This is a genomic window from Prevotella sp. E9-3, from assembly GCF_022024015.1.
In the GTDB taxonomy this organism is placed as follows: domain Bacteria; phylum Bacteroidota; class Bacteroidia; order Bacteroidales; family Bacteroidaceae; genus Prevotella.
On sequence record NZ_CP091786.1, the window covers coordinates 3,176,813 to 3,192,286 of the forward strand.

Sequence of the window (15,474 nt, forward strand, 5' to 3'; positions counted from 1 at the left end):
ACGAATAAAGAGTATTCGACGACAATGAAAATCAAGAACAACAGACTGGAAGCACTAAGGCTGATTATCTCAAGTCAACAACTGGGAAGCCAGGAAGAATTGCTGACAGCCCTTCAGAGAGAAGGATTCAAACTGACTCAGGCCACACTGAGCCGAGACCTGAAACAACTGAAAGTGGCCAAGGCTGCAACGATGGGTGGTAACTATGTGTACGTGCTGCCCAACGAAACAATGTACAAACGCGTGGCAACTCCCTCAACAGTGCGCGAGATGATGACGATGCCTGGTTTTGTGAGTATCACTTTCTCGGGCAATATGGCTGTGATCAAAACTCGCCCCGGATATGCCAGCTCCATCGCCTGGAACATTGACAACAGTTCGCTGGATCAGGTGTTGGGCACCATAGCTGGAGCCGACACCATTTTCGTTGTACTACAAGAAGGTGTGCCACAGGAAGAGATAATCGACGCACTGAGTACCGTTATTCCCAACATGAAATAAACGACGATCTGATTTTTTTAAAAGAAAAAGATGGATAAGGATAATATTGAAGTGATGGTGGCTGGTCCCGAGCATGAGACCTATGTGGACACCATCTTAAACACTATTGCCGAAGCTGCCAAAGTGCGCGGTACGGGTATAGCCAAACGCACCCACGAATATCTGGCCAAGAAAATGATGGAAGCAAAGGCTGTTATCGCTATCAGCAAGGCAGATGGAAGGTTTGCAGGTTTCAGTTATATAGAAACCTGGGGCAACAAACAGTATGTAACCACAAGCGGACTGATTGTCCACCCCGACTTCCGAGGACTGGGACTGGCCAAGCGAATTAAAGACTTAACATTTACACTGGCCCGAACCCGTTGGCCACACGCCAAGATATTCTCACTCACCAGCGGTGCTGCAGTGATGAAAATGAATACTGAACTGGGCTATAAACCTGTAACTTTTGCCGACTTAACCGACGACGAGTCTTTCTGGAAAGGATGTGAAGGATGTATAAACGTTGACGTGCTGCATCGCACCGGACGCAAATACTGTATCTGCACTGCCATGCTATTCGACCCAGAAGAGCATCTGCCCGCAAAACTCAGCGAGGAAACCATCTCGCGTATCAAACATTTGGAAGAAATTGAAGAACAAGAACGAAATAACAATTAATCTTTTAGGAAAGAAATTGGAATAATTAGCAGAAATTACAACCAGAAATAGAAATCTTATTAGTTGGAATAATTATTATAATTATAGTAATTTCTTTCCTAAAAAAAACAAAAAAGACTATGAGCAAGAAAAAAGTTGTAGTAGCTTTCAGCGGTGGTTTGGACACATCCTATAATGTGATGTATCTGACAAAGGAGTTAGGTTATGAAGTTTATGCAGCCTGCGCCAACACAGGCGGTTTTTCGGCCGAACAGTTAAAGAAGAACGAAGAGAACGCCTACAAACTGGGCGCAGTGAAATATGTGACTCTCGATGTTACTCAGGAATATTACGAGAAGTCTCTGAAATATATGATCTTTGGTAATGTGCTGCGCAACAACTGCTACCCCATATCAGTATCCAGCGAGCGCATCTTCCAGGCTATTGCCATTGCACGCTATGCCAAAGAGATTGGTGCCGATGCCATAGCACACGGTTCAACAGGTGCGGGCAACGACCAGATTCGTTTCGACATGACTTTTCTGGTGATGGCTCCCGGCGTGGAAATCATCACACTGACACGCGACCGCAACCTCACTCGTAAGGAAGAGGTGGACTACTTGAACGCCAACGGCTATTTCGCTGACTTCACCAAGCTGAAATATTCGTATAACGTAGGTATCTGGGGAACCTCTATCTGCGGCGGCGAACTGCTCGACCCCACACAGGGTCTGCCCGAAGAGGCTTATCTGAAGCATGTGACCAATTCTGAGAAGGAGTCGCTGCTGAAGATTGAGTTTGACAAAGGTGAGATTGTTGCCGTGAACGGTGAGAAGTTCAGCGATCATATCAAAGCCATCCAGAAGATTGAGGAGATTGGCGCCAGCTATGCCATTGGTCGTGACGCCAACGTGGGCGATACGATTATAGGCATTAAAGGCCGTGTAGGTTTTGAGGCTGCCGCTCCCAAGCTCATCATTGAGGCTCACCGTTTGCTGGAGAAGTCAACGCTCAGTAAGTGGCAGCAGTACTGGAAGGATCAGGTGGCCAACTGGTATGGCATGTTCCTCCACGAGAGTCAGTACCTGGAGCCTGTGATGCCCGATATCGAGGCAATGCTCACCTCAAGTCAGCGCAACGTGACCGGCACTGCCATTCTGAAGCTTCGTCCTTATGGATTTGAGACGGTGGGCATTGACTCCGCTAACGACCTGACAAAGTCGAAGCTCGGCGAGTATGGCGAGACCCAGACCGGCTGGACCGCCGACGAGGCAAAGGGCTTCATTAAGGTCAGCTCTACCCCACTGAGAGTGTACTACGGAATTCACAAAGACGAAAAAAGATAAAAAGCCTACCCCTAACCCCTCCCAAGGGGAAGGGGACTTTTTTGTCAGATGATTTCGTATGAAAGAGCGTAAGAGTTTCAAATACGAAATGGCAGATTCATTGCTTTACCCTCGTTTAAAAGAGTACGCATCCAAAAACAGAATGAATCCCACTGAAGCAGAGAGCATCTTATGGAATTATCTAAAAGGAAATTTTGGGGGATGCCATTTCAGAAGACAACATATAATAGGACCATATATTGCAGACTTCGCTTGTCTTTCACACAGACTCATTATTGAGTTGGATGGCGGGTATCATCAGTTGCCGGAACAGCAGATAAGTGATAATGAACGCTCTTTGTGGTTAGAAAACAAAGGCTTTTTTATTCTTAGGTTTACCAACGAAGAAGTCATTGGAGCTACAGAAATAGTCTTAAACAGAATAAAAAAATTTATCATAAATGAACAATTATAGCAATACTAATATAAATTCTCCCCTCCCCTCGGGAGGGGTTGGGGGTAGGCTCCGGGTAGGTATTTTAGGTGCTGCTGGCTATACCGGAGGCGAACTTATTCGTTTGTTGCTCAACCACCCCGAGGCAGATATTGTGTTTGCAAACTCTGAGAGTAATGCCGGCAATCTGGTGAGTGACGTGCATGAAGGACTGATGGGCGATACCGATCTTAGGTTCACCGACCAGATGCCCTTTGACAAGGTTGATGTGGTGTTCTTCTGCTTCGGTCACGGAAAGAGTGAGGCATTCCTCAAGGAGCACAGCATACCTGAGAACGTGAAGATTATTGATTTGGCACAGGACTTCCGTATCGCCGGCGACCACGACTATGTATATGGTCTGCCGGAGATTCATCGCGAACAAATTGCCAAAGCTCAACATCTGGCTAACCCTGGCTGCTTTGCCACCTGCATTCAATTAGGACTGCTGCCACTGGCAAAGACAGGACTGATTACACACGATGTGTCGGTGAATGCCGTTACCGGATCTACTGGTGCTGGACAAAAGCCAGGAGCAACCACTCACTTCTCATGGCGACAGGATAATTTCTCTACCTACAAACTATTCAGTCACCAGCATCTGCACGAGATTTGTCAAACGATGAACGAACTGAAGCCTGCCGATGCGCCTCATGTGGTGGACACACTGAATGAGGGATTCGATGCCAACGGCATAACCATCGACTTCATTCCCTATCGTGGCGATTTCGCCCGCGGCATCTTCTGTACAGAGGTAGTAACCTTGGACAAGCCCATGGATGCAGAAAAGGTGGTTGCACTGTACAAAGATTTCTACGGTGATGCTGCCTTTACGCACTATAGCGACAAGGCACCGGACCTGAAGCAAGTGGTGAACACCAACAAAGCACTAGTTCATGTTGATGTGTTCGGGCGTAAGATTGTGGTAACCAGCATCATCGACAATCTGTTGAAGGGCGCTGTTGGTCAGGCCGTTCAAAACATGAACATCATGTTCGGACTTGACGAAACCGCCGGACTGAAACTAAAAGCCTCAGCATTCTAAAAAAAAGCCGATTTCATCGAAAATAACGCCAAGAAAGTCGTGATTAAGCAACATCCATACAGACGCCAACCGTCTGATGCCTATCGGGAGTGCGCAACCTTACGCACTCCCGCTTTTTATTGCCTACTATTACATATTTATACACGAAGTAACAAGAAAAAAGAAAAAAACGTCAAGAAACGACATTTTTACGCAAAAAGGAAAAAGAAGATGACGATTTGTCAGTAATTTGCCGTATCTTTGCAACGGATTAAAAGCAATCGAACACAATGAAACTATTTGATGTATATCCGCTTTTCAATGTCAACATCGTCAAGGGCGAAGGTTGCAAAGTTTGGGATGACAAAGGACAGGAGTATCTGGATCTCTATGGCGGCCATGCTGTAATTTCAATTGGCCACTGTCATCCGCACTATGTTGAGAAAGTGGGCCAGCAGTTGCAGACGCTGGGATTCTATTCAAACTCAGTACAGAACAAGTTGCAGGTGGAACTGGCCGAGCGATTGGGCAAGGCGAGTGGTTATGAGGACTATCAGTTCTTCTTAGTGAATAGTGGTGCCGAAGCCAATGAGAATGCTTTGAAACTGGCTTCGTTCAAGAATCCATCATGTAACCGAATTCTTTCGTGCGAGAAAGCTTTCCACGGCCGCACATCACTGGCAGTGGAGGTGACGAACAATCCAAAAATTGTGGCACCCATCAACGACAACCACCATGTGCGTTTCCTGCCGTTGAACGATGTGGAGCCTTGGATTCGCGAACTGTCGCGTGGAGGTGTAGCTGCCGTTATCTTAGAGTGCATTCAGGGTGTTGGCGGCATTCAGATGGCCACTCCAGAGTTTGCACAGAAACTGGCATATGCCTGCAAACGCTATCACGCCACACTGATTTGTGATGAGATTCAGTGCGGATATGGACGTAGCGGAAAATTCTTCGCTCATCAGTGGCTGGGCATCAAACCGGATATTATCACCGTTGCCAAAGGTATCGGCAACGGATTCCCCATGAGCGGTGTACTCATTTCACCAGAATTTCAACCTGTTTACGGACAATTAGGTACAACCTTCGGTGGCAACCACCTGGCTTGTACGGCTGCACTGGCTGTGCTGGATGTGATTGAACAGGAGCACCTGATAGAGAATGCCGGCGAAGTGGGCAACTACCTGATGGAGAAAATCAAGGGATTGAACCACCCAAAAATAAAGGATGTGCGCGGACGCGGACTGATGATTGGCATTGAACTGGCTGAAGACCAGAAGCCTGTGCGCGAACGCCTGGTATATGAGCAGCACGTGTTCACCGGATGTTCGGGACAGAATCTGCTGAGACTATTGCCACCACTTACTTTTACAAAGGAACTTGCCGACGAATTCATTGACAGACTTCAGAAGGCTCTTTGACTATAGAAATATGATGAAAATAGCTGTTATTGGCGCAGGCGCCATGGGAGGTGCTACAGTAGAAGGATTTATTAAGAGTTCGGCCTTCAACAATGAGGATATTACCGTTAGTGATCCATCGCAATTGGTAATTGACAAGTTTGCAAAGCAGGGTATCAGTGTCACTACTGACAATAATATTGCCGCTGAAGGAGCTGATGTGGTGATTGTATGTGTAAAGCCTTGGCTCGTTGAAGAGGTGTTGAAAGGTATTAAAGACAGTTTGAACCCTGAGAAGCAATTGCTGGTGGTAATAGCTGCCAGTGTGAAGGCTGCCAGCATTCAGGAATGGCTGGGGCAACAATGTCCTCCACTATTCATCTGTATTCCCAATATTGCCATAGCACAGTTGGCCTCAATGACATTCCTCGTACCAGTAGGAACGGAACCGTCTCAAACGGCAACAGTGAAGGGAATATTTGACGAACTGGGCCAGACCATCATCACTGACGAGAAGCATCTGAGCGCCGGAACGGCACTGGCCTCATGCGGCATTGCCTATGCCATGCGCTATATTCGCGCAGCTTCGGAAGGCGGCGTAGAACTGGGATTCAAAGCCAACGACTCAAAGCAGATTGTGATGCAGACACTGCTGGGTGCAGTAAAGCTGTTGGAAGCCAGCGGCATGCATCCCGAAGAAGCAATAGACCTGGTGACTACACCTGGCGGACTGACCATTAAGGGACTGAACGAAATGGAACATGCCGGGTTCACATCGGCAGTTATTCGCGGATTGAAAGCAGGAATGTAGTAAGTGAAGAATGAAGAATGAAGAATGAAGAATGAAGAGTGAAGAATGAAGAATGAAAAATTAAGAATTGAAAGATATGGACGAACAACTAAAGCAAATAGGTGAGAGACTACGCGGACTGCGCGAAGTGCTCGACATTCCTGCAGAGGAAATTGCTGAGACTATCGGCATTGACGTTGAGAAATACTTAAAGATAGAAGCTGGCGAAAGCGATATTACAATATCAAAATTGATGACCATTGCCCACAAATATGGAGTGAGCGCTGAGGAACTGATGTTTGCCGAGGCTGCCCACATGAAGTCGTATTTCGTGGTGCGCAAAGGACAGGGCATGAGCGTTGAACGCACAAAGGCCTATAAGTACCAATCGCTGGTGAGCGGTTTTGTAAACCACAAAGCAGACGTGTTCATTGTTACCGTAGAGCCAAAACCAGGAGCACATACCATTTACAAGAATACTCACCCTGGACAGGAGTTCAACTTGGTATTGGAAGGAAAGATGGAACTATACCTTGCCGGCAAGACAATCATTCTGGAAGAGGGCGACAGCATCTATTTTGACTCTTCCAAACCCCACGGCATGCTGGCAGTAGGAGACAAAGCCGTAAAGTTCTTGGCATTTACAGTAGAATAAACTAGACTATGGTAGAAAGATTTTTAAAGCAGACACACTTTGAGTCTGTAGAGGATTATAACAAGAATCTGGAGTTCATCATCCCAGAACACTTTAATTTTGCATACGACGTGATGGACGAATGGGCCAAAGAAGCACCAGAGAAGTTGGCCCTGCTTTGGACAAACGACCAAGGAGAAGAGATACGTGCCACCTATGCACAACTGAAAGATCAGAGCGACCAGGCTGCCAGCTATCTGCAGTCGTTGGGCATTGGCAAGGGTGATCCTGTGATGCTGATTCTGAAACGCCGATATGAATGGTGGATTGTGATGCTGGCACTTTGCAAGATTGGTGCCATTGTGATTCCTGCCACTCACATGCTGACGAAGAAAGACATTATCTATCGCAACACACGTGCCAGTATCAAGGCCATCATCTGTGTGGACGATGCCTATGTATGCGAGCAGATTCGTCTGGCTATGCCCGAGAGTCCTTCTGTAAAAGAATATATCACCATCACCGACCACGGAAAGCCCATCCCTGAGGGCTTCCGCGACTATCAGTCAGAGGTGGTAAAGGCGCCTAAGTTCGACCGACCCGCCTTCGTAAACAACAACGAAGACACCATGATAATGTATTTCACCAGTGGTACCAGCGGTGAGCCCAAAATGGTGGCTCACGACTACCTCTATGCTATGGGGCACCTGACAACGGGAGTGTTCTGGCACAATTTGCACGAGGGCAGTCTGCACCTCACCGTGGCAGATACCGGTTGGGGTAAGGCTGTTTGGGGAAAGTTCTATGGTCAGTGGTTTGCAGGAGCAACGGTATTTGTGTTCGACCATGAGAAATTCAATGCCGACACGCTACTGCGTCAAATGGAGAAATATAAGGTGACAAGTTTCTGCGCTCCTCCTACCATATACCGTTTCATGATTCGTGAGGACTTATCGAAATACGATCTCTCTTCACTGGAATATTGCTGTACAGCCGGTGAGGCTCTGAACCCAGCTGTTTATGAGAAGTTCTACGAGAAGACAGGCATTCGCATGATGGAAGGGTTCGGGCAGACAGAGACTACGATGACACTGGGAACCTTCCCGTGGATGGAGCCCAAACCTGGCAGCATGGGCATACCCAACGGACAATACTGTATTGACCTGTTGCGGGCCGACGGTACATCGTGCGAAGATGGTGAAAAGGGTGAGATTGTCATCCGTGTAGGTGATAAGAAGCCTATCGGATTGTTCAAAGGCTATTATCGTGATGAAGAAAAGACTCGAGAAGCCTGGCACGATGGCATCTACCATACAGGCGATATGGCCTGGCGCGACGAAGATGGCTACTACTGGTTTGAAGGCCGTATTGATGATGTCATCAAATCGTCAGGCTACCGCATTGGTCCGTTTGAAGTAGAGAGCGCACTGATGACCCACCCTGCTGTAGTGGAGTGTGCTATCACCGGTGTACCCGACGACATCCGTGGTATGGTTGTCAAGGCTACTGTTGTACTCGGCAAAGAGTGGAAGGACAAAGCTGGCGATGATCTGGTAAAGGAACTACAGCAGCATGTAAAGAAGGTGACCGCTCCTTACAAATATCCGCGCATTGTGGAATTCGTAGATGAACTGCCGAAGACCATCAGCGGAAAGATAAGAAGAGTTGAAATCAGGGAAAAGGATAAGAAATGAAAAGAATCGTTGTCAAGATAGGCTCGAATGCCCTGACTCGTCCAGACGGACGTCTCGATGTAACACGTATGTCGGCATTGGTTGACCAAATAGCTTGGTTGCGCCAACACGACTACGAGGTTATTCTGGTGTCGTCGGGTGCTGTGGCTTGTGGTCGCCGTGAACTGAAAGCTACGCATGAGTTGGACTCCGTTGAACAACGCCAGCTATTCTCAGCCATGGGACAGGCCAAACTCATCGGGCTCTACTATGACCTCTTTCGTGAGTACCACATCCACGTGGGACAGGTACTGACCATGAAAGAGAACTTTGAACCCGGCGAGCAATACAAGAACCAGCAAGCCTGTATGCGGGTGATGCTGGAGAACGGCGTACTGCCTATCGTCAACGAAAACGATACTGTAAGTGTTACCGAACTGATGTTTACCGATAACGATGAGCTGTCGGGACTCATTGCTCAGATGATGCAGGCTGAAACACTTGTACTGCTCAGTAACATTGATGGCATTTACACTGGCAATCCTACCGATCCATCCTCACTATTAATAAAAGAGGTGGCACCTGGTACTGACCTTTCGCAATATATTCAAACTGAAAAGAGTTCAGCCGGCAGAGGTGGCATGCAGTCGAAATATGCCACAGCCACTAAAATTCAGCAGGCTGGCATTAAAGTGATTATTGCCAACGGAAAGCGTGAGAATATACTCATAGACCTGATAGAGAAAGAAACTGAGACCCCTCACACGGAATTTCTTCCATAAGAATGGCGAAATATTAAATAGGTCAATTTAAAGTGAACCCCGAAAGTCAGACGAAAGACTTTCGGGGTTTATTATTTGTGCCATCCGATTATCTGTTCAAAAAACTATATGATGCCCCAATCACTGCCAAAGCATAACCAAAAGAGGGATGGTAATCATAGAAAGGAGTGTGGTAAGAAAAGTAATCTCGCTCATCAGTGTAGTATCGCGCCCATAACGCAAACAAAGAATGGTACCATAGGTGGCCACCGGCATTGCTATGACCACTGTGTTAATACCAACTACGAAAGGATCGAACCCAAGGGCCATACACATAAAATAGACAATCAAAGGGAGTACACACAAACGAAGAATCGATGTGAGATGAACAACAGGAGTGCCCAAAAGAGCACGCAAGGGCAAGTTAGACATTGACGAACCAATGATAAGCAATGCTGCAGGAACTGTAATATTGCCAATCATCGTGAGAGGCTGACTAATAAAGGACGGTACATTTTCAATACCCAATGCCACAATAAGCATAGCAGCATAGGCAGAAAGCATCGGAGTTCCATAAAGAACCTTACGGTTGAATTTCTCCCGTCCTACGGCTTGGCCACCAGTAATCATCATGGTTCCGATGGTGAACACAGCAAAGGTATTCACGACATTGAGTACGGCAGCATAGAACACCGCCTGCTGACCGAATATGCTGGCAACAACAGGATAGCCCATAAAGCCAACATTGCCAAAAATCAAGGCAAAGCCAACGACTCCTCGATCTTCACTATTCTTGGTTAGAAAACGAGACAACAGATAAGCAAGCAATGTGAGCACAACATAGGTAAAAGCGCTGATGCCTAATAAAGGCAGGATTAAACTGCGATCAGGCAATTCACCACCCATAGCAGATGAAAGAATTAGCGACGGGCATGTAATATCGATAACCAATTTTGAAAGGCGCTTATCGAAAGTGCCTCCCATATATCCCAACTTTCCAGCTACGTAGCCAACAACTACTATAGCAAAAAGTGTTAGCATTACTACAGACATATCGAATGAAATTATATGATCTTGAAAATGAGAGTGCAAAATTACAAATAATGGTCAAAAATTCCATGAATTTCGCCATTAATATTAAAATAACGGCAAAAATTCTTTGTTAAAGTTCAAAAACAATAAGTGTTATTTGCACTTATTCTTTCTCTTTTTATAAAGAAAATAGTAACTTTGCACTCAGACCAAAACCAATAAGACAAAATCGATGCAACTAAAAGATACATTTGAACGTGTGAAACGTGCCAGTAAGCGTTTGACACTACTCAACGACAAGCAACGCAACGACATTCTTGAAGCCGTTGCCGATGCTATTTCAACCCAAAAAGAAAGAATACTTAAGGCCAATGCAGATGATTTAGAAAAAATGGAAAAGTCTAATCCATTATACGATCGCCTGCAACTGACCGAGAAACGCCTGGAAGATATAGCGGCAGACATGCGCAACGTGGCTACGCTCCCATCTCCTCTTGGGCACATCACCAAACAGAAGACACTTCCCAACGGACTGAGGCTGTGCAGGGTTAGTGTTCCCTTTGGCGTTATCGGAATGATATACGAAGCACGCCCCAATGTGACGTTTGATGTTTTCTCACTTTGCTTTAAAAGTGGAAATGCCTGCATTTTGAAAGGGGGAAAAGATGCCGATCATAGTAATCGAGAAGAAGTGGCCTTGATTCATGAGGTATTGGAAAAATACGGTATTGATAAGGACATAGTGGCTCTACTGCCTGCCACCCACGAGGCCACTGGCGAAATGCTGAATGCTGTAGGCTACGTGGACTTGTGCATCCCCCGAGGTGGTCGCAAATTGATTGATTTCGTAAGAGATACAGCACGTGTACCTGTCATTGAAACTGGAGCCGGTGTTGTGAACACATATTTCGACAAGGACGGAGACGAGAAAATAGGAAAAGACATCATTCTCAATGCCAAAACCCGCCGCGTATCAGTGTGCAATGCGCTTGACTGCCTAATCATACACAGCGAACGCATCAATTCGCTGCCTGCACTATGCAAGCAGCTGGCGCAAAAGAATGTCACAATCTATGCTGACGAGGAGGCCTACAACGCACTAAACGGGAATTATCCCTACTTGGAGCATGCCTCAGAAGCATCCTATGGTACTGAGTTCATGGACTATAAGATGGCTATTAAAACTGTTAACTCGTTAGAAGAAGCGTTGGAACATATCGACAAATATGGTTCAGGCCACAGCGAGGCTATCATCACTGAAAACGCTGAAACTGCGCATTGCTTCGAAATGCATGTAGATGCAGCCTGTGTATATTGGAATGCACCTACCTCATTTACCGACGGAGCACAATTCGGCCTTGGAGCCGAGATAGGCATCAGCACTCAGAAACTTGGTCCAAGAGGTCCTATGGCGCTTGAAGAGATAACGACCTATAAATGGCTCATCGAAGGTGAAGGACAGGTGAGACCATGATAACAAAAGAGCTATTCAGATTTTTTTATTCCCTTAACCACAAGACAATGATGCTTTATAGCATGAAAAAATATAGATTTCTCATCACGTTACTCCTGAGCATTACAACTCAGGCGTCACTCTGTAACCATACAACCGACTCACTAAAAAATATCATTAGCAACGCATCCGATGAGCAAAAAGGCAAAGCTATGGTAGAACTCTATCTTACATACTATAAAATAAATGAGATAGACAGTAGTTTAGCAGTTATCGATGATCTAATAGAGTTCCGGCAACAACAAGACAGTACCTTACTGGAAGCTAATGCCCGGTGGAGTCGCATTGCTCTATTGAACAATTCAGCCCGCTTTATAGAACTGGCTGAAGACGCTGAAAAGCAAATGATATGGTTCAAGGAACATAAGCTCTGGGACAGATATTATCAGATATGGCAACGAAAATGCTCGGCACTTCACGATCAGGGGAAGGTTCAAACATCACTGAGAGAGGCAAAAATAATGAAAGAAGATGCCGAACAAAGAGATGATGACATAGGGCGTGCAATGGCCTACAAGCAGATGGGCGTAGTGTACTTTGACCTACACCAATTTGATCAGGCTGGCGATGCATTTAAACGAAGCATACACTACTTGCTGAAAGAAGGTAATACAACAGGAATGATTAGCGGGTTGTACGACTTTCAGTGTAAAGTATTCGACAGACAACAAAAATATCAGGAGGAGAAAGACAGTACAGACAAATGGCTGAAACACTTAGACCTTTTGAGTAAAATAAATGGAGCGAATCTTGTAAACGGACCATACTGCAGTGCATGGGTAACACGAGCAACTGCATTCATGGGAATGGGACAGATAGACTCAATGATTTATTCATTGAACAAAGCTGAAGAATACTATAATTCCTATCCTACCAGCCTGTGCAAATACTATCTGTATATACTTCATGCACGCTTAAGCATGGAGCAAGGAGATCCCCAAAAGACGCTGGCATATACAGACAGTCTAGAGGGAATTATGGAAGGACCTACAGATGCTCGCCTCGTGCTCAGGGCAAAAGCCTTGATGGCATTAGGACGATTTGAAGAAGCTGTTCCTCTTTATCAACAGCTCTACGAAAGAAAAGATTCTATCTACTCTAAAGATATGCGCATGCAACTCGACGAGCTGAACACTCTTTTCCGCGTAGATGAGTTAAAAATGCAAAACGAACTGGACCACCAACGCTCTATCATTGGAGCTATCGCTCTTGCATTGTTTGCTATCATCTGGATAGTGTTTAATCATCATAGAGCAAACAAGAAACTAAGACGCGAACACTCACTGCTTATTGACAGCAATAACAAATTGGAGCAAAGCTACAAAGAGTTGACTGAAGCAAATGCGCGTGCAGAGGAATCATCAAGAATGAAAACGAATTTCATCCACCAGATATCACACGAGATACGCACTCCGTTGAATGTGTTATCAGGTTTTACGCAAATTATTACCACACCTGGCATTCAACTCGATGATTCCACGAAATCAGACATAAGTAAACGCATCACAGAAAATACTGAACGCATCACCGGTCTGGTAAAGAAAATGCTGGAACTGAGTGAAGCTAACAGTCAAGCCATCATTGCATGTGAAGATAATGTCACAGCTGTTCAGATAGCCATACAGGCCACTCAAGAAAGCGGAATAGAGATGGCTGGGCATCTAAACTTTAACTTACAGATAGATCCCGAATTGGAGAATTTTTCATTCCGTACCAATGTTAAACAAGCCACGAGGGCTCTCTCACTACTTCTTGATAATGCTCAGAAATTTACAAAAGAAGGCTCTGTACGACTCGTGGTAAGCAGAATACAGGACAAAGCCACTATACAATTCAGTGTAGAAGATACGGGAATCGGCATTCCTGAGAATGAGGCTGAGCATATCTTCGACGAATTTGTACAACTCGATGACTACTATGTCGGTACTGGAATCGGACTCACAATAGCTCGGAGCATAGTACGACGAATGGGAGGAGATATCAAATTAGACACAGATTATAAAGAAGGAGCACGCTTCTTAATGACAATTCCTACAACAAAACAATAAGAATCAATATGAATAGCTTTATCAACGTACAAGACCTCGGCCCGTTAGACAAGGCACTGGCCGAAGCATTTGAGATTAAGAACGACCGTTTCAAATATCAGCAGTTGGGCAAGAATAAAACGCTCATGATGATATTCTTCAACAACTCACTGCGTACGCGTCTTTCTACACAAAAAGCAGCAATGAACCTCGGAATGAATGTTATCGTCCTCGACGTGAATGCAGGTGCATGGAAACTAGAAACCGAACGAGGCGTAATTATGGATGGTGACAAAAGTGAACATTTGCTGGAAGCTATTCCTGTGATGGGATGTTATTGCGACCTTATCGGCGTACGCTCATTTGCTGGTCTCTCTGACCGCGAATACGACTACGCAGAGACTGTGTTACATCAATTCATAAAATACTCAGGACGCCCGGTTTTTGCTATGGAGACCGCAACAGTTCATCCATTACAAGCTTTTGCTGATCTGATAACAATCGAAGAGCATAAAACTGTAAAGAAGCCAAAAGTGGTACTAACATGGGCGCCTCATTGCCGTGCACTTCCTCAAGCTGTGCCAAATAGTTTTGCAGAATGGATGAACGCAGCTGAGGATGTCGATTTAGTGATTACTCATCCAAAGGGGTATGAACTCGACCCAAAATTCGTAGGCAATGCACGCATAGAGTATGATCAAAAGAAGGCTTTTGAGGGTGCAGACTTTATCTATGCCAAAAACTGGTCAAACCCAGGAGTTACTGTTCCTTCAGATTATGGAAAAATAACTTGTGAAGACCGCTCATGGACAGTGGACACAGAACACATGTCATGGACGAACAATGGTAAATTCATGCATTGCTTACCAGTACGACGTAACTTAATTGTTACTGATGACGTGATAGAATCCGAGAACTCACTAGTCATTCCAGAAGCTGCCAACCGAGAAATAAGTTGTTCGGTTGTGCTAAAGCGCATGCTTGAAGCTCTATAAACCCAATGATAGTACTTTAATTATAATCACCAGAAGAATTGATTATAAGGAAGAATCACATTGAATAAAGCGAAATAAAAAGGCACTCTTCTTGCGAAGAGTGCCTTTAAAGTATGAAGTAATAAAATAATTACTCTGAGATTATTCAGCCTTAGGAGCTTCCTCAGCTTCGGCAACAGGAGCCTCAGTTGCTACAGCTTCTGCAGCGGGTGCTTCCTGAGCAGGAGCCTCTGCCTTGGTAGACTTGCGTGAACGACGAGTTGCCTTCTTCTTGGTATCAGTGGTCTTAGCCATTTCTGGATCAAAGTCAACAAGTTCGATAAAACAAATCTGAGCAGCGTCACCCTGACGAGTACCAAGCTTGATAATACGTGTGTAGCCACCGGGACGGTCACCAACTTTCTGTGAAACTTCTCCAAAAAGTTCTTTGATAGCTTCCTTGTTCTGGAGGTAGCTGAATACTACACGACGTGAATTGGTGGTATCCTCCTTAGCCTTAGTAATCAGGGGCTCCACATACTTTTTCAAGGCCTTAGCCTTTGCTACAGTCGTAGTGATTCTTTTGTGCATAATCAACGAGATAGCCATGTTAGCCAACATGCTGCTACGATGAGATGCAGTACGACCGAGGTGGTTGAATTTTTTGTTATGTCTCATTTTACTTTTT

At 45.4% G+C, this 15,474-nt stretch carries 13 protein-coding genes and 2 pseudogenes; 13 read left to right on the forward strand and 2 right to left on the reverse strand.

Annotation, left to right across the window (positions count from 1 at the left end; genetic code table 11):
- The first annotated feature begins 24 nt into the window (after positions 1-24).
- The 10 genes and pseudogenes from argR to proB all read left to right on the forward strand — a co-directional run.
- A complete protein-coding gene (gene argR, locus L6475_RS12285; RefSeq protein ID WP_237820446.1) occupies positions 25-501 on the forward strand; it encodes an arginine repressor in 477 nt (158 codons plus the stop codon).
- Positions 502-531: 30 nt separating this feature from the next.
- On the forward strand, positions 532-1,161 hold the full coding sequence (locus L6475_RS12290) for a GNAT family N-acetyltransferase (RefSeq protein WP_237820448.1): 630 nt from the start codon (positions 532-534) through the stop codon (positions 1,159-1,161).
- A gap of 119 nt (positions 1,162-1,280) precedes the next feature.
- Positions 1,281-2,486 (forward strand): argininosuccinate synthase, encoded by a 1,206-nt coding sequence (locus L6475_RS12295; RefSeq protein ID WP_237820450.1) that lies wholly within the window; start codon positions 1,281-1,283, stop codon positions 2,484-2,486.
- A 58-nt stretch (positions 2,487-2,544) separates the two neighbouring features.
- On the forward strand, positions 2,545-2,940 hold the full coding sequence (locus L6475_RS12300; protein WP_237820452.1) for an endonuclease domain-containing protein: 396 nt from the start codon (positions 2,545-2,547) through the stop codon (positions 2,938-2,940).
- Positions 2,927-4,003, forward strand: a complete 1,077-nt coding sequence (gene argC, locus L6475_RS12305) for an N-acetyl-gamma-glutamyl-phosphate reductase (protein WP_237820454.1) — start codon at positions 2,927-2,929, stop codon at positions 4,001-4,003. Before L6475_RS12300 ends, argC begins: the two co-directional genes overlap by 14 nt.
- A 269-nt stretch (positions 4,004-4,272) precedes the next feature.
- Entirely contained in the window at positions 4,273-5,403 is a 1,131-nt protein-coding gene (locus tag L6475_RS12310) for an aspartate aminotransferase family protein (protein ID WP_237820456.1), read from the forward strand.
- A gap of 13 nt (positions 5,404-5,416) precedes the next feature.
- Positions 5,417-6,193 carry a pyrroline-5-carboxylate reductase gene (locus L6475_RS12315; RefSeq protein WP_237824159.1) on the forward strand — a complete coding sequence of 259 codons (777 nt, stop codon included), beginning with the start codon at positions 5,417-5,419 and terminating at the stop codon, positions 6,191-6,193.
- Positions 6,194-6,269: 76 nt separating this feature from the next.
- Positions 6,270-6,827 (forward strand): helix-turn-helix domain-containing protein, encoded by a 558-nt coding sequence (locus L6475_RS12320; protein ID WP_237820458.1) that lies wholly within the window; start codon positions 6,270-6,272, stop codon positions 6,825-6,827.
- A gap of 8 nt (positions 6,828-6,835) precedes the next feature.
- Positions 6,836-8,500: an AMP-binding protein gene (locus tag L6475_RS12325; protein ID WP_237820459.1), complete on the forward strand. Its 1,665-nt coding sequence runs from the start codon at positions 6,836-6,838 to the stop codon at positions 8,498-8,500.
- Positions 8,497-9,258, forward strand: a pseudogene (proB, locus tag L6475_RS12330) (glutamate 5-kinase); the annotation flags it as partial. The gene L6475_RS12325 and the pseudogene proB, both read left to right, overlap by 4 nt.
- Before the next feature lie 123 nt (positions 9,259-9,381).
- On the opposite strand, the gene L6475_RS12335 reads toward proB, so the two are convergent.
- Positions 9,382-10,281, reverse strand: coding sequence for an AEC family transporter (locus tag L6475_RS12335; protein WP_237820461.1), 900 nt, complete (start codon positions 10,279-10,281; stop codon positions 9,382-9,384).
- 217 nt (positions 10,282-10,498) lie between these two features.
- On the opposite strand from L6475_RS12335, the pseudogene L6475_RS12340 reads away from it, so the two are divergent.
- The 3 genes and pseudogenes from L6475_RS12340 to L6475_RS12350 form a co-directional block, all read left to right on the forward strand.
- A pseudogene (locus L6475_RS12340) lies at positions 10,499-11,746 on the forward strand (glutamate-5-semialdehyde dehydrogenase); the annotation flags it as partial.
- A 62-nt stretch (positions 11,747-11,808) separates the two neighbouring features.
- Positions 11,809-13,833: a HAMP domain-containing sensor histidine kinase gene (locus tag L6475_RS12345; RefSeq protein WP_237820465.1), complete on the forward strand. Its 2,025-nt coding sequence runs from the start codon at positions 11,809-11,811 to the stop codon at positions 13,831-13,833.
- An 8-nt stretch (positions 13,834-13,841) separates the two neighbouring features.
- Entirely contained in the window at positions 13,842-14,807 is a 966-nt protein-coding gene (locus L6475_RS12350; RefSeq protein ID WP_237820467.1) for an acetylornithine carbamoyltransferase, read from the forward strand.
- 141 nt (positions 14,808-14,948) lie between these two features.
- Here the strand turns inward: L6475_RS12350 and rplQ are convergent, their stop codons facing one another.
- Positions 14,949-15,464, reverse strand: coding sequence for a 50S ribosomal protein L17 (rplQ, locus tag L6475_RS12355; protein ID WP_237820469.1), 516 nt, complete (start codon positions 15,462-15,464; stop codon positions 14,949-14,951).
- Positions 15,465-15,474 lie beyond the last annotated feature (10 nt).

Excerpts from the sequence above, each read along its gene's own strand:
- L6475_RS12295 (WP_237820450.1), top strand. The coding sequence starts at position 1,281 with ATGAGCAAGAAAAAAGTTGTAGTAGCTTTCAGCGGTGGTTTGGACACA.
- L6475_RS12310 (WP_237820456.1), top strand. The coding sequence starts at position 4,273 with ATGAAACTATTTGATGTATATCCGCTTTTCAATGTCAACATCGTCAAG.
- argR (WP_237820446.1), top strand. The coding sequence starts at position 25 with ATGAAAATCAAGAACAACAGACTGGAAGCACTAAGGCTGATTATCTCA.
- L6475_RS12335 (WP_237820461.1), bottom strand. The coding sequence starts at position 10,281 with ATGCTAACACTTTTTGCTATAGTAGTTGTTGGCTACGTAGCTGGAAAG.
- L6475_RS12315 (WP_237824159.1), top strand. The coding sequence starts at position 5,417 with ATGAAAATAGCTGTTATTGGCGCAGGCGCCATGGGAGGTGCTACAGTA.
- L6475_RS12320 (WP_237820458.1), top strand. The coding sequence starts at position 6,270 with ATGGACGAACAACTAAAGCAAATAGGTGAGAGACTACGCGGACTGCGC.
- L6475_RS12345 (WP_237820465.1), top strand. The coding sequence starts at position 11,809 with ATGAAAAAATATAGATTTCTCATCACGTTACTCCTGAGCATTACAACT.
- L6475_RS12290 (WP_237820448.1), top strand. The coding sequence starts at position 532 with ATGGATAAGGATAATATTGAAGTGATGGTGGCTGGTCCCGAGCATGAG.
- L6475_RS12325 (WP_237820459.1), top strand. The coding sequence starts at position 6,836 with ATGGTAGAAAGATTTTTAAAGCAGACACACTTTGAGTCTGTAGAGGAT.
- L6475_RS12300 (WP_237820452.1), top strand. The coding sequence starts at position 2,545 with ATGAAAGAGCGTAAGAGTTTCAAATACGAAATGGCAGATTCATTGCTT.
- rplQ (WP_237820469.1), bottom strand. The coding sequence starts at position 15,464 with ATGAGACATAACAAAAAATTCAACCACCTCGGTCGTACTGCATCTCAT.
- argC (WP_237820454.1), top strand. The coding sequence starts at position 2,927 with ATGAACAATTATAGCAATACTAATATAAATTCTCCCCTCCCCTCGGGA.
- L6475_RS12350 (WP_237820467.1), top strand. The coding sequence starts at position 13,842 with ATGAATAGCTTTATCAACGTACAAGACCTCGGCCCGTTAGACAAGGCA.